This window comes from Prochlorococcus marinus str. MIT 9313, assembly GCF_000011485.1.
Lineage (GTDB): Bacteria > Cyanobacteriota > Cyanobacteriia > PCC-6307 > Cyanobiaceae > Prochlorococcus > Prochlorococcus marinus_D.
This window is the reverse complement of sequence record NC_005071.1, coordinates 2,362,867-2,377,298: the sequence shown is the minus strand read 5'-3', so window position 1 is coordinate 2,377,298 and position 14,432 is coordinate 2,362,867. Positions and strand designations below refer to the sequence as shown.

Below are 14,432 nucleotides of genomic sequence, written 5' to 3'. Positions count from 1 at the left end.
CCCTTCTATTGTTATTTGCCGTCGATCCATCCTGGAAGCAGATCGATATTGAAATGCAATTACCGGATGCTGCCACCTTGCTGGTTTCCTAGCCTGGGTTGTCATGAATTCTGGCGAAATGACCACCACTTCCGACTTGCATGTGGTGGATACGCGGCCCTTGGTGTCGCCGCTCTTGCTTCATCAGGAGCTGCCCCTTGATCTAGTGGCTCTCAAAACCGTTGCAGATACTCGTAAGCGCATCCAGGCAATTCTGCGTGGTGAGGATCCCCGCTTGCTGGTGATTGTTGGTCCCTGCTCGGTTCATGACATTGCCTCTGCAAGGGACTATGCCCGTCAGTTGGAGCCATTGCGACAGCGATATGCCGCCCAGTTGGAGGTGGTTTTGCGGGTCTATTTCGAAAAACCTCGCACCACAGTTGGCTGGAAAGGTCTCATCAATGATCCCCATCTCGATGGTTCCTATGACATCAACACTGGCTTGAGGCGTGCGCGGTCGTTGTTGCTCGACCTTGCTCGCGAGGGTATGCCGACGGCCACTGAATTGCTGGATCCGGTTGTGCCTCAATACATCGCTGATTTGATCAGTTGGACGGCGATTGGAGCCAGAACCACTGAGAGTCAGACCCATCGGGAGATGGCTTCTGGATTGTCAATGCCCGTCGGTTACAAAAACGGTACCGATGGCAGTGCCAAGATTGCGATCCATGCGATGCAGGCAGCATCTAGACCGCATCATTTTCTTGGGATCAATCGGCAGGGTCAGGCTTCGATTGTGCATACCACTGGAAACCCTGATGGCCATCTCGTGTTGCGGGGAGGTAATGGCTGTACCAATTACCATCCCGAAGCGGTGGAAGAGGTTGCAAAAGAATTAGTGAAGGCTGGCTTGGTTGATCGGTTGATGGTGGATTGCAGCCATGACAATTCGAAGAAAGATTTTCGGCGACAGTCAGAGGTGCTTCAGGCTGTTGCTACTCAGGTACGCCAAGGATCAACCCATCTCATGGGTGTGATGTTGGAAAGTCATCTTGTCGAGGGCAATCAGAAGTTGCCTGAAGACCTCTCTACTCTTGTCTATGGTCAAAGCATTACGGATGCTTGTATCGATATAGAGACAACGGCAACTCTCCTTGAGGATTTGGCGGCTGCAGTGGCTTCAGTGACGTTGTCACCAATAACTTGATCAGCCTTTAGATTGCTGTCATCCATGACCAGGCGACTGCAACTCCTATCGGCACAGTGAGGTTGTCGATACCCCAGCGACTTAGTTGCTCTAGTCCAACGGCAAGGCCTGTGACGGCGAAGATGCGTAGGGGATGGAAGCTAGCGTCAATGAGCAGGCTTAGAGTGAACAGAATGATGAGGGTTATCACAGCCATGGTAAGAGTGCCTGCGATTGATTTGCGTTGACCCCATATCAACCAATTGGGTGAGCGTACTTTGCGACCGATGAGGCCAGCTAACCCATCGCCGAAAGCCATCACAAGCACTCCGGAGCAGACCGCTGCAGCATTTTCTGGCCAGAAGAAAATTAGCAACAGGGTGATTGTTAGAGCGTATGCCACTGTGCCGTAGCTATGTCGATTGACGTCTTCAATAGCTGGTAGTAAGCGCCAGCGGTGGTTGATGAGGATCCCAATGGTAATGAGAATTGCCATTGGGATCGCCCAATCCGATGGGATCCCGAGCCACCAGGCCAAAGGGATCACTGGGCCAGTACCGATGTGAACGATCTTGCGACTTAGTTCTCGTTGGTTAGGCCAGCGGACCCTGCAAACCACAGCAGCTGAAAGCACAAAAGCTATCCAGCATGCAATGGCAACCAGAGAGTTGATATACCCCAAGACTTATTTCATGCAGCTTGTTGATGGTTGGTCATCATCCGTAGCTTGAGAATGGCTTTGGCCTCCAACTGTCGTACGCGTTCTCGTGAGACGCTGATTTGCCGCCCGATTTCAGCGAGGGTCAGTGGTTCTTCACCATCTAGACCGAAGCGCAAGCGCAGGATTTTCTGTTCACGTTCATTGAGCTGAGATAGCCAACCTCCTAGGTGTTCCTTTTGGATGCTGCGATCTAGGCCTTCCATTGGTTCGGCCCCATCGGGGTCGGGGATCAGTTCACCTAGGGTGCTGCGGTCTTCTTCTCCGCGGGCATGGGCATCGAGGGATGCGCAAGGAGCGCTTTGAGCGATGAGATCCTCAAGGTCTTGGGGTTGAATACCCATGGCATGGGCTAACTCCAATCGATTTGGTTGACGGCCGAAGCGATGGGAAAGCTCTCTTGAGATGCGTCGCATCTTGGAGAGTTTTTCGCTGATGTGGATGGGTAGACGGATGGTGCGGGCACTGTTGTCGATGGCCCTGGTCATCCCTTGACGAATCCACCAATAGGCGTAGGTGGAGAACTTATAACCCATGGCTGGATCGAACTTGTCGACAGCACGTTCGAGACCAATGGCTCCTTCTTGGACTAGGTCAAGGAGTTCAAGGCCCTGATTTTGATATTTTTTGGCAACGCTTACCACGAGCCGGAGGTTGGCTGACATCATGCGGTCACGGGCGCGTTTGCCCATGCGAATTTTGTGGCGTTGTCGTGGCGTTTGGTCTTGCTCTGGTAACTCCAGCAATTCCTTCATCGCTTGCACATGGTGGGCAAGCTCAATTTCCTCAGCTGCGGTCAGCAAAGGCACGCGTCCAATGCTGCTCAGGTAGAACCCGATCGCATCAGTACCCAAACGTCCACCTTGGCGATTTTGATTACGGGATGCTTGCCCGTTACGGCCAGCTCGATTCGCTGTTTCTGAACGTTGCTTAGATGTAGACGGTAATACAACTTCTGACGAAGGCGTGAGTGAAGCACCCTTCGCAGATTCCAGAGGGATCCCCATCACCCTGGCCTCCTAAATTAGATTTGCGCGGAATGTAGCACTCATAGAGCTTAGAAACTTGGTTGAAGCAAAAAGTTTTTGTTAGCCCATGAGAGCGATCAGTTGATTGGTCGCTTCTAAGTAAAAAAACTGTTTTGCATGCTGATTATTCCTTTTTAGGTAGCAAAGAGTACTTTCTCACAGTTATGGTCTCGTGAGGCATCGAGTTTCACGCTGCTGGGATGCCTTGTTGCCAAAGGTTGATCAGCTGTTGCTGTGCACGATGTTCTTCACTATTGGGATTGGGTTGGCGCTGTAAAAAGCTGCCATCGCTCTGCATATCCCATGCTTCGCGGTTGTCGTTTAGGTAGAGGTTCAGCAGTCGCTCTAGGTGTTCCTTTTGCTCTGGTTCTTCAATTGGAGTAATGGCTTCCACGCGTCTGTCTAGGTTTCGAGGCATCAAGTCTGCGCTGCCGATATAAACCTCTGGGTTGTTGTCATTGGCAAACCAGAAGATACGGGAGTGTTCCAGGAACCGGCCGATGATGCTGATCACGCTGATGTTTTCGCTGAATCCTTTTCGTCCTGGGTAGAGACAGCACATACCGCGGATGATCAGTTCGATACGAACTCCAACTTGGGAAGCTTCGTAGAGCAGGCTAATGATGGCTGGATCCACCAGAGCATTCATCTTGGCGCGGATGTGTCCGCCTCTACCTTCGCGGGCGTGTTCGATTTCGCGGAGGATGAGTGATTCCATTCCCTTGCGTAGGGTGACAGGTGCCACCAGCAGTCGACGGAAGCTTTGTTGCTTTGAAAAGCCAGTGAGATAATTGAATAGCTCGACTAGATCTTGGCTGAGTTCCGGTCTTGCAGAGAGCAGACCAAGATCGGTATAGAGACGTGATGTCTTCGAGTTGTAGTTCCCTGTGCCGATGTGCACGTAGCTGCGTAGGCGCTCTTTTTCTTTGCGAACGACCAAGATGGTTTTTGTGTGGGTTTTTAGTCCTAAAACGCCATAGACAACGTGAACGCCAGATCGTTCTAGATGACGGGCCCATTGAATATTGTTGCCTTCATCGAAGCGTGCCTTGAGTTCAACCAGAGCCATGACCTGCTTTCCGTGTTCGGCTGCACGAATCAGGGCCGCAATGATTGGGGAATCCTTAGATGTCCGATAGAGCGTGATCTTGATTCCCATGACTAGGGGATCGTCTGCTGCCTGATTGATGAATTCCTCTACAGAGGTCGCGAACAGTTCGTATGGGTGGTGAAGGAGAATGTCTTTGCGGCGAATCACCGAGAAGATGCTTTTGAATTCTTCTTCTTTGATTGATTCGTCTTCAAGCATTCTGCGCTGGCTGCGGGAGAGAACTTTGGCGGTCAGGCCAATGTGGGGTTGGTCTTTGAGTTGTTCCAGAGGTAAACGCATGAGACCGAATAGATCATCGAGGCCTAGTAGTCCCTCGATGCGATAAAGGTCTTTTTCTTCAACAGCCATACCTTCAATCAGCATCTCAACGACTCTCTGGGGCATTTCGTTTGTCACTTCGAGTCTCACCACTTCTCCGCCCATCCGCCGCTTATGCAGGCCTTGTTCCATGGCGCTCATGAGATCGTCGGCTTCTAGGTCCCTGAGTTCAAGGTCGGCATCGCGGGTGACTCGGAAGAAGTAGTGCTCTTCAATCTTCATCCCGGGGAAGAGCAATTTGAGGTTGAAGGCCACCACTTGCTCCAATGGAACTGCTGTGTGAACTGGTTTGGGATTGATGCCACTTAGATCAGGAGGTATCTCTACAAACCGAGGGATCGTTTTTTGTGGAATCTTGACCCGGGCGAATTGTTGTTGGCCTGTTTCCGGATCGAGGATCAGGGTCGCAATGTTGAGGCTGAGATTGCTAACGAAAGGGAAGGGATGGGCTTGATCCACGGCTAGTGGTGTCAGCACCGGGAAAATGGCTGTTTGGAAATAATTGTCAATCCAGAGGCGTTCTTTTGGATTGAGTTGCTCATAGTCGAGTAGGTGAACACCATGCTCGACTAGCTGGTTTTTGAGGTGTTTACGGTAGTGATCTTGTTGTTGCTCGATGAGAGGAACAAGGTGATCTCGGATCGTGAGGAGCTGCTGAAGAGGGGTTAGACCGTCTGCGCTGGTTTTGGTAATGCCGGCTTCCACTTGTGCTTTGAGGGAGGCCACGCGAACCATGAAGAATTCGTCGAGGTTGTTGCTGAAGATGGCACTGAACTTGGCTTGTTCCAGCAGCGGGGTGCGCGTATCCAGTGCCTGAGCAAGGACCCTTTCGTTGAAGGAGATCCAGCTGAGCTCTCGGTTGATGTAGTGCTCCGAAGCTACTGCTGGATTACTCATTGAATGCCAGTTTGTTGATCCACTATCCAGGCAAAGTAGCAATCATGATTGTTTGATTGTTGTGTTACTTGTGCTTGCAGGTGGGCCTCCTGCAACAAGGGCAACAACTCCCGTTAGTACGAGGATGGCCAGCCAGAAGGGACTGCGAGGGCCTATTTGGTCGTAGGCGAATCCTGCAGCCGCTGCCCCAAGGAAGGTCCCTAGACTCTGCAGGCCTTGAAGGCTACCGAGTACTGCCCCTTGGCCTGCGTTGTCGAGGCGTCTCGAGACGAGGGCTCTCAAGCATGGCACTACTAGACCTGTGCCAAGGGCTAGTACCGATACGGCAGTGAATACAACAGAAATCGAATTCTGCTGACTGGCCATGGGCAATAGCAGACAGCCTGCAATGACGAAGCCAACGCCAGCAATGGTGAGCCGCCATTCGCCGAAGGATTTAACCAGTGGACCGATGAGCAGCCCTTGAACCACCATTGCGATCACGCCTACAACTGCAAAGGTCAGGCCCGCTAAACCGACTGTCCATGAAAAGGCTTGCTTCAGGTAAAGCACCAGCACAGCTGTGAAACCGTTGAATGCCATGAAGAACAGGAAGAAGGCGAAACAAAGGCGGCTTACTAATGGATTGGCAAAGATCTGTGCTAGCTGGGTGATCGGGTTGAGTTGTCTTTTGCTTGGTAGGGAATTGCGAGCTGCTGGCGGGTGTGTTTCGGGAAGGATATAGATCACAAGAAGCAGGTTCGCGACGGCGAAGGCTGTGGCGGCTATCCCGGGTAGAGCAATATTGATCTCTGCTAAGCGGCCACCGATATAAGGGCCCAAGATGAACCCGAGGCCGAATGCAACGCCAATCAGGCCGAATGCCTTTGCTCGGCTCTCAGGTGTTGAGATGTCGGCAAGCACTGCTGTGGCGCTACTTGCTGTTCCACCGCTAACGCCATCGATGATTCTTGCTGAGAAGAGAAGGATCAGGGGAACAATGCCGATCCAAGCGGCTGGAAGTATGTTCCAGTCAATCCATACTGTGATAGCGAATAAGCCAAGGCCTACTACTGAGCCAGCAACGCAAGCGGTTAAAATTGGTTTGCGGCCAAAACGATCACTGAGAGCTCCAATTAGGGGAGCCACGACGAATTGAGCCAATGCATAAGTACCTCCAAGTAGCCCCAGGATTGTGCCGCTGTCTGTGAAGCGTCCTGGGAGGTATGGAAGTAATGGCAGTAAGAGGGTTTCACCTAGGCGATCGTTCAACAGAGTGACAAAGGCACAGAGAAAGATGGGAATCTGTGGTCGGCGCAATTGGGAATGAGTCAGGATGAATGTCACGATCCCATAGAGACTTGACGCCATTGATCTAAATGGCAGGCTCTTGTGACTTGTCGCCGCTTAAGACCCCTTACAAAAACTGATCATTTTGTTGTCAGGGAGATTTATGCCGATGCGATTGAATCTCAAGGGGGAGGCTTGTATTCCCCTGTTCAGATCAGTGCTTGGGCAGCCTTGGCTTGGTTACCAGGAGTTCTGGATCGGCCACTGATTGAAGGACGAGGTTGGTTGAGTCTTGAGAACGACGAGGTTGAGGCTTTCGCTCTTCGTTATCCCTCTGATCGTTTGGCGTTGCTGTATTGCCGGGGCCGGTCTGCTCGTTGTGGCCATGCCACTGCGTTGCTTGAACAGGTAGAAGCTGAAGCCTTGCAGGAAGGAGAGCTAATCTTGGTGACGGAAGCCAGTTTGTGTAGTCACCCTTTGCTGTTGAAGTGGGGCTGGATTGAAATGTCTAAGGAAGTGATTCAGATCGGAGGTGTGAGTTTCGATCGTTATCGCATGGCGAAAAACCTACAGGCTCGCTTCAAATGATGGTTTCTCTCCAAGCAATGAGCTGCTCAAGCGTGGTTTGGGCTAAGCCTGATTGCAGACACTTTTCAGCATGAGCGATACCTTCATCGAGGTTGTCGGCTAGGCCAGCTAACCATAGGTAGGTACCAGCATTCCAGAGGAGGGGCTGACTTAATGGCCCGCGATTGTGCAGAGCTTCCATTGCCTGCTCGCTCCACTCCGTCAGGTTGCTCCACTCAACGTCTTGGCTAAAGCAGCCATGGTTACGGGGGTGGAGGATGAGTCGTTCTGGCTTGCCATTTTGAACTCGGGATGTGATGCAAGCTCGACTGATGGGAAGGTCTGTGCTTCCTTCGAGCCCTTTCACAGTCACGAGATTTGTTTCACCTGCTAGCGCAAGGGCTTTCCAGGCCCGCTCTTCTGTGGGGGGATGCACGAAGCCGCTGACGAGCAAATGCTTTCCTTGATGTGCTGTCCAAAGCAGCTCCAAACTGGCCACAGGCGGTCGCTTGCCGATGTCGTCGCGATAACTGATCAAGCTTTCGGCTAGCGGGAAGTGATCTGGCTGGTAAATCAGTGCCAGACCATGTTGTTGAAAGCCAGCTTCTAGGTTTGCTATTGATAGGCCTTGGAGTTGTAGCCCTAAGGCTTTGAATAACTCTTCTGTGGTGACGCCATATTTGATTGGCATACGCTGCCCCCCTTGCAAGACGACGGGTTGACCAGCGTTGAGTAGGACCAGTGCTGTGAGCGGATAAATCGGGGCTGTTCGCTTGCGGCCGTCGAATGGCATGCCAAAGCAAATGGGTCGTTTCTGGCCATTGGCTGATTTCAGTTTGGGTCCAAGCACTCTGTATGTATCGAGCATGCCGGCGAGTTCCTGGGGCTCGGGTCGACGAATGCGATGGGCGATGAGGAAGGCGCCAATTTGAGCAGGGCTGGCTTGGGCTGTAAGGATGAGATGCAAGGCATCAGCCGATTCTTCACGGCTCATGCCACGACTGGTTTGCTCTCCACTTCCCACCTTCCTGAGGTGGGCTTTGAAGCGTTCACGGCCGGATAATTCGGGGCATGTGGTCACGATTGATTGCCGGAACTCATTGGATCTTTCTGTAGTCATGTAGCTGCGTGGAGTAGCGATTAAGACATCCTTGTGACATGTCTGCTTGGCATAGGTTTAATTGGCTCTGTTGGGCTTTAGGAATCACTTCAACGATAAAGCGAGGCTGTTTGCATTTCAGCGTAGTTATATTTTTAAGTGCAAGGTTCGAATCTGCAAAGTTTTTTACGCTGGGGTATTGATCAACGTTGAGACTAGTTTTATGCTATTTTTTATTTGATTATTGGGCTTTTGATTGCAAGGGTTCGGCATGCATCTTGCATAGAAGATTCATCTAACAGTAAGAGTGCTTTTTGTGGCACCGTAGTTCTGCTTTTCAGTAGTTGATTGGTGTCAATGAAATGAATCATCAGATACGATTGCTTTTGCTTGGATTGCAGTTTTCATTTATTGCCATCATCCTCTTTTTGATTCAATAACCCATATTGGCGTATCAGTTGGCTATGGATTTATTGCCATGATCTGTATTGCTGAGCAAGTTGTTTTTTGGCTAGGTCTCGATGGAGATCAGTCGGCAGACTTTGGCTGAGCTTGAACAGGTTTGATTGACTGCTGGATGTGCCGATGCAGCCCAGGGCTAGTAATGCTGCTCGTGTTGTCGCTTCGGAACCTTTTCTTGCCACTTCGGCAATGCGGTTGCTGATGTCGACACCATCGCGTCGTTGCAGAATTCGAATGGTGCTTAACACCACTGGATCGCGTATGTCGTTGAGGAGGTCGTCAAGGAGGTTCAGCAGCTCGTCATCGCTGAGTTGGTATGCCTTGAAGTTCAACAACTCCAGACCAGCCATGCGCATTGCTTGGGAAGGTTCTCTGAAAATCCTTTTTATCAGCAAAGTTGGCACGATTGCTCCCCAGCAAGCCATTGCTTGTAGTACCTCGAGCTCCAGTTCTTCTTGATCACCAAGTTGTTGGATGAGCCAGTCTCGAGCCTCAGGTTGATGGCAGAGGCCCGCTGCATGGATGAGTTCAGACTGCTTACCATGTTGCTTAAGCAGGGTTTTTAATATTCCCCAGCCATCATTACCAAGCAAGCCCAGTCTTTCGGCTAAGGCTTTACGTAGATCAGCAGAAAGGCTGGGGCAGTAAACATTCCCCAGCCAGTCTGGTTCTAGAGGAGCCTTGCCTACTTTATTGAGACGTTCCCAGAGAACGGCTTCATCGAAGCTCATGAATGTTCTAGATCAGCGTGCGCCTAGTTCGGCGGCGAGTTCACGTTCCAGCTTCTCATCGTGAACCGTCGGCAGTACGTTGCTCATTTGGGTGCGATGGGTGCTGTAGAAGAGCATGCCGATAAACACCATCCCGCCAATGATGTTGCCGAGGGTGACTGGAATGAAGTTCCAAACGATTACCTGGCCAAAAGAAACTCCTGAACCAAGCATGGGTCCGGCGGTGTGCAGGAACATGTTCACCACGATGTGCTCCATTCCCATGGTTTGGAATGCTGTGATCGGCAGCCAGCAGGCCAGGATCTTTCCTGGAACGCTCTTGCTTACCAAGGCCATCGTGACCCCAAGACAAACCAGCCAGTTGGCAATCATGCCGCGTAGGAACGCGAGGAAGAAACCAGTGCTGCCTAGGTCTTGATATTTGGCCACGACATTGGCCTTATTGAGTGCCATGATCTTGGCGGCAATCACGGCCCAACCTTTGCCCCCATCGGCTGCCGCAAGTGGCTCAACTGTGCCTGCGCTGGTCAGGCTTGTGGCGAGTAATAGAGCCACCAATGCACAGCCGATGAAATTGCCAATCCAAACCCATATCCAGTTGCGGAAGGTTGCTTGCCATGTGCTTTTCCCTGCCCAGGTTGCCATTGGCAATAAGGCGAAGTTGCCTGTGACTAGCTCCATGCCGAAGAGCACGATGCTGGCAAACCCAAAGGGGAAGAGAACGGAGCCTAGAAATGGCATTCCAGACTGGACTCCTACGGTGATGGCTAAGCAGGTGGCTAGGCCAAGAATCGCTCCTGAATAGAAACCACGTACCAGCAGATTTTTAATGCTGACACTGGATTTTTTTCCGCCGGCAGTAATCATGCCGTCGACGAGTTCATTGGGCAGGACGTAGTCCATTTGGGATGTGTTCACATCCATGGCAGTTCTCGTTGGGGTGGGGTGTTGAAGGAAGGAATTAAGGGTTTCAGCCGCTGATTCGGTTCATCAGGCGTGAGAAGACATCTTGGCCACCTTCTTTTTGATTGATTGCAGGCTTGTCGTGACCGCTGTTGCTTAACCAGTTGACAAAGCGAGAGAAAAGATCACGTGCTTGGGAAGTCGATTGCATGGTGTGGCTTGATAGGTGATTGATCTAAGAACGGTGGTTTAGCGATCGCAGCTCAAGGGGATGGGCTGCTGTTTTCGCCTAAATTGCTGAACCAGTTCATGAAGTTTGAGAAAGGGTCGCTGTTTTGCTTCGGTTGGCTACGAGGTTGAGCACCGAAGCGTTCGATCAGTAATTCCCGCAGAACGTCTTTCAGTTCGCTGCCAGGAATGCCTTTGCGATGCAGTGTTCCGATTTGGGCATCCGGCCCTTGCCTGCCTTCAAGGCTGAGGTCATAGGCCTCAACCATGCCTTGGCCCCCGTTCGGTGCACGGGCTTTGGTTCCTGTGAGGCCGATTGCGCCCATGTAGGCCTGGCCACAGCTGTTGGGACAGCCAGTCCAATGGACTTTTATTTCCTCAGGGAGGATGAGTTCTGCATCCAGTTCATGTGCCATTGCCATGGCCTGATCTTTGGTGTTTGTAAGGGCGAAGCTGCAGTACGTATTTCCTGTGCAGGAGACAGTGCCGGCGGCAATGGAACCGGGCTCAAGTGGAAAACGCTGTAGCAGTGGATCAGCTTGAAATTTGTCGAGGTTGGTAGTTGATAGCCCCACCAAAATGATGTTCTGGTCTTCTGTAAGACGAATTTCACCACTGCCATAGTTAAGACTGGCGCTAGCAAGATCCTGAAGATCTTCTGCGTTTAATCGTCCAACCGGTACATGCATGCCGGCGTAGTGAAGCCCTGTTTGTTTCTGAGGGTGGATTCCGTAAAAAGAGCGTGGCTTGTCTTCAAATACAGAACCGGGATCAGGTGTTAGCGGTCCAAATTTTTCCACCACCATGGTGCGAAACGCTTCGATGCCCACGCTGTCGAGGTACATGCGAAACCTGCCCTTAGGGCGATTGTTGCGCTCACCGTTATCTCGCCATAACGTTAGAATAGTGCCGGTGAGCCGACAGATTTCATTGGGTTTAACCCAGGCATTTAAAGGCAGCGCATAGTCATTCATCTGCGAGGAGAGGATCCCTCCGAGCCAGACGCCGAAACCCATCACCCCATCGTGTTCCACTGGATGGAAGATGATGTCGTTATGGAGCAGGAAATTATCGCGGGCCCCTGCAACTGCCGTATTCCATTTGCGGGGAAGGTTGGAGAATTCATGGTTTCCCTTTCCTTGATTCGTCAGGAAATTTTGTAGTTCAGTTGTGTATGGGCGAGTATCAACAATTTCAAGAGGGTCAATCCCAGCCAGTGGATTTCCTGTGACATTGCGTGGGTTATCAAAACCTGATTGGATTGTGTTGAGACCTGCCTCTTCAAGACGTTTGAGGATTTCGGGAAGATCACTCAGTAAAACACCACGAAGCTGTAGGTTTTGGCGTGTTGTGATGTCGCAACTGCCGTCTTCTCCGTAGCGACCCACGATTGAGGCCACTACTTTTATTTGGTGGCTATTGAGAACACCATTGGGTATCCTTAGCCGTAGCATGAACTTGCCAGGGGTTTTGGGTCGCCAGAACATTCCATACCATTTCAGGCGCAGTTCGAGGTCTGTTTTATCGACCTGTTCCCAACCGAGCTGAGCAAAGTTTTCAAGTTCATCACCAACATCTAAGCCATCTTTAAAAGCTTTATTTTGCTCAATTTTGTTGAGCTTCTTTCCTTGTAGAAATTGTTTCGCAGGAGAGCTAATAACCATGAAATTTTGTTGAAATTAAACTTGAAAAGAAGTGATCATGTTGTTTAAATTTTATTCGCGCATTCGATAGCCATGGTTTTTAGGCCCTGCCATTATTGAAGCAAGGGTAAGTTGCGAATGGAGTCATTAAGCCTGATGGAAGAGGGTATTGGCGGTATCAGATTGAACAAAACTGAGCATTTGTGTGAAATTCAAGAATTGGTGTCTTTGTGTACATTCTGAACCCGGCTGATGTTGGCAACTAGAGGTGTTGAGGAGTGAGGCCAGGCTGCGAATGGAGTCATTAAGCCTGATGGAAGAGGGTATTGGCGGTATCAGATTGAACAAAACTGAGCATTTGTGTGAAATTCAAGAATTGGTGTCTTTGTGTACATTCTGAACCCGGCTGATGTTGGCAACTAGAGGTGTTGAGGAGTGAGGCCAGGCTGCGAATGGAGTCATTAAGCCTGATGGAAGAGGGTATTGGCGGTATCAGATTGAACAAAACTGAGCATTTGTGTGAAATTCAAAATTTGGTGTTTATCGATACATCTAGGTGCACAAGTTTTTTTCTTTATGGCTGCTGTGTATAAATTTTAAGTGATTTCAGTATTGGCGGCCTATCTCTCCCAACCAGCGGATTGTGCCTTGTCTGAGCATTTTCCACACACGGTTCATGGCAGCTAAATCCCTTTCGAAGTCACTGTTAAAGCGTTTTGAGCGGGTTGCACCCTGTCTGCCTTGGCGACCACTCGTCCTCAACCGAGTTTGCGACTGTGTTCGATAGCGACGGGATGTCATGGTTGCAGTCGACTATTAAGACTGGAATGACTTCACCAGTTTCGGATGTCTTAGATCCGTGGCCGTTGTTACGAAAGCATGAGGAGGTTGGTTGTAAGCGCGCTTTGCGTTTGATCGTGCATGGCCGTGCTGGTGGATATGTTCCTTCTTGTGTGCGTTCTTTTGCTCTGCAGGTCGCGCAACTTCGTGGCACACCTGTGCTGGTAGAGGCCTTAACGGCTACTGATCGCCATGAGCAGAGTGCAGATCCTATTTGGCTGGTTCCTTTGTTGCTGCTGCCTGGTTCTCATGTTCGAGAGGATGTGCCGTTGATTCGTCAGCGACTTCAGCAACAGGGTGTGAACACCAGGTTGGTGCCTTTCTTGGGTGCCTGGCCCTCTTGGTGGCGATTGTTACAGGAGTGGGTGCAGCATCATGATTGTCGTGATGGCTCTCTTGTTTTGGTTCACCATCCCCTTCGCCAGGGTGTTGCTCATCGCTATTTAAGTTTGCTGCAGCAGCGGCTGGCGTTGCCCATGTTGTCCTGGGACGATTGGCATGCTGATGTCGCTTCAGCGAAGGAGGCATCCACGCCTCTTTTTCTCGCCTTGGCGCCAATCCAGATTACGCAGACGCTGCGCGATTGTGGGGTGATGACTTCCCTACTTGAGATTGAGTTATTTCGATTGGGTTTGATTGATTTGCTGGCTGCATTGCCATGAGCTCTTTGGACTTTGGCACTGTGTATTTGGTGGGTGCAGGCCCTGGTGATCCTGATTTGCTCACACTGAAGGCTTATCGTCTGCTTCGCCAGTGCGGAGCCTTGGTTCACGATGCTCTGGTGCCTAAGGAAGTACTCGAGTTAGTGCCCGAGTCTTGTGAACGGCATTTTGTTGGTAAACGTCGAGAACGTCATTGGGTTCCACAGTCCAAGACAAATGAGTTGCTTGTTGAATTGGCTCAGAGTCATTCCTGTGTAGTACGCCTAAAAGGTGGTGATCCTTTTTTGTTTGGGCGGGGTGGTGAGGAGGCCGCCTATTTGCAGAGTCATGGGGTATCGGTGGAGGTGGTCCCTGGGATTACAGCGGGGATGGCTGCGCCGGCCTATGTGGGTATTCCTCTGACCCATCGTTGTGGTGGTAGTTCTGTCACCTTTGTGACAGGTCACGAGAAGATCGACAAACAGCGCCCTTCTGTGAATTGGAAGGATCTTGCTAGCGCAAGTGACAGCCTGGTGATTTATATGGGTTTGCATAACCTTGCTTATATCGTCGAAGAGTTGATTGCCGGTGGACTCGATCCAGCTACGTCCGCAGCAATCATTCAACAGGGCACTGTCGTAGGTCAGCGCTACCTCAAAGCTCCCTTGGAACAGTTGGTTCAAAGGGTGCAGAGCGAAGGGTTTGCAGCGCCGTCGATTGTGATTGTGGGTGCAGTAGTTGATGAACAGGTTGCAGAGTGTGCTCCTCAGCCGGCTGAGGTTGTGATGCCGATCAAGTCTTGATCTATTACT

The 14,432-nt window shown here is 50.9% G+C and carries 13 protein-coding genes; 4 read left to right on the top strand and 9 right to left on the bottom strand.

The annotated features are described in order from the left end of the window. Positions 1 to 118: 118 nt before the first annotated feature. A complete protein-coding gene (locus AKG35_RS11985) occupies positions 119 to 1,186 on the top strand; it encodes a 3-deoxy-7-phosphoheptulonate synthase (RefSeq protein WP_041385306.1) in 1,068 nt (355 codons plus the stop codon). A 7-nt stretch (positions 1,187 to 1,193) separates the two neighbouring features. Here the strand turns inward: AKG35_RS11985 and AKG35_RS11980 are convergent, their stop codons facing one another. From AKG35_RS11980 to AKG35_RS11965, 4 genes are all read right to left on the bottom strand, one after another. Then, the gene (locus AKG35_RS11980) at positions 1,194 to 1,799 is read right to left on the bottom strand and encodes a diacylglycerol/polyprenol kinase family protein (RefSeq protein WP_157859907.1); all 606 of its coding nucleotides are present in this window, start codon (positions 1,797 to 1,799) and stop codon (positions 1,194 to 1,196) included. A 56-nt stretch (positions 1,800 to 1,855) separates the two neighbouring features. Further along, complete coding sequence (locus tag AKG35_RS11975; protein WP_011131610.1) at positions 1,856 to 2,890, bottom strand: RpoD/SigA family RNA polymerase sigma factor; 1,035 nt, start codon at positions 2,888 to 2,890, stop codon at positions 1,856 to 1,858. A gap of 208 nt (positions 2,891 to 3,098) precedes the next feature. After that, entirely contained in the window at positions 3,099 to 5,237 is a 2,139-nt protein-coding gene (ppk1, locus tag AKG35_RS11970) for a polyphosphate kinase 1 (RefSeq protein ID WP_011131609.1), read from the bottom strand. A gap of 42 nt (positions 5,238 to 5,279) precedes the next feature. Further along, complete coding sequence (locus AKG35_RS11965) at positions 5,280 to 6,587, bottom strand: tetracycline resistance MFS efflux pump (RefSeq protein ID WP_011131608.1); 1,308 nt, start codon at positions 6,585 to 6,587, stop codon at positions 5,280 to 5,282. Between the two features lie 21 nt (positions 6,588 to 6,608). Here AKG35_RS11965 and AKG35_RS11960 point away from each other — a divergent pair, with 21 nt between their 5' ends. Further along, entirely contained in the window at positions 6,609 to 7,094 is a 486-nt protein-coding gene (locus tag AKG35_RS11960) for a GNAT family N-acetyltransferase (RefSeq protein WP_011131607.1), read from the top strand. On the opposite strand, the gene AKG35_RS11955 is transcribed toward AKG35_RS11960, so the two are convergent. The 5 genes from AKG35_RS11955 to AKG35_RS11935 form a co-directional block, all read right to left on the bottom strand. Beyond that, positions 7,087 to 8,193, bottom strand: coding sequence for an anthranilate phosphoribosyltransferase family protein (locus tag AKG35_RS11955; RefSeq protein WP_011131606.1), 1,107 nt, complete (start codon positions 8,191 to 8,193; stop codon positions 7,087 to 7,089). The two genes, AKG35_RS11960 and AKG35_RS11955, sit on opposite strands and share 8 nt — an antisense overlap. A gap of 449 nt (positions 8,194 to 8,642) precedes the next feature. Beyond that, entirely contained in the window at positions 8,643 to 9,365 is a 723-nt protein-coding gene (locus AKG35_RS11950; protein ID WP_011131605.1) for a hypothetical protein, read from the bottom strand. 12 nt (positions 9,366 to 9,377) lie between these two features. Further along, positions 9,378 to 10,268: a formate/nitrite transporter family protein gene (locus tag AKG35_RS11945; RefSeq protein ID WP_011131604.1), complete on the bottom strand. Its 891-nt coding sequence runs from the start codon at positions 10,266 to 10,268 to the stop codon at positions 9,378 to 9,380. A 67-nt stretch (positions 10,269 to 10,335) separates the two neighbouring features. Beyond that, positions 10,336 to 10,479, bottom strand: a complete 144-nt coding sequence (locus AKG35_RS11940; protein WP_041384806.1) for a hypothetical protein — start codon at positions 10,477 to 10,479, stop codon at positions 10,336 to 10,338. Between the two features lie 52 nt (positions 10,480 to 10,531). Then, positions 10,532 to 12,160 (bottom strand): ferredoxin--nitrite reductase, encoded by a 1,629-nt coding sequence (locus AKG35_RS11935; protein WP_011131603.1) that lies wholly within the window; start codon positions 12,158 to 12,160, stop codon positions 10,532 to 10,534. Positions 12,161 to 12,855: 695 nt separating this feature from the next. Here AKG35_RS11935 and AKG35_RS11930 point away from each other — a divergent pair. Continuing rightward, complete coding sequence (locus AKG35_RS11930) at positions 12,856 to 13,641, top strand: CbiX/SirB N-terminal domain-containing protein (protein WP_236069600.1); 786 nt, start codon at positions 12,856 to 12,858, stop codon at positions 13,639 to 13,641. Next, on the top strand, positions 13,638 to 14,423 hold the full coding sequence (cobA, locus tag AKG35_RS11925; protein ID WP_011131601.1) for a uroporphyrinogen-III C-methyltransferase: 786 nt from the start codon (positions 13,638 to 13,640) through the stop codon (positions 14,421 to 14,423). Before AKG35_RS11930 ends, cobA begins: the two co-directional genes overlap by 4 nt. Positions 14,424 to 14,432: the final 9 nt, after the last annotated feature.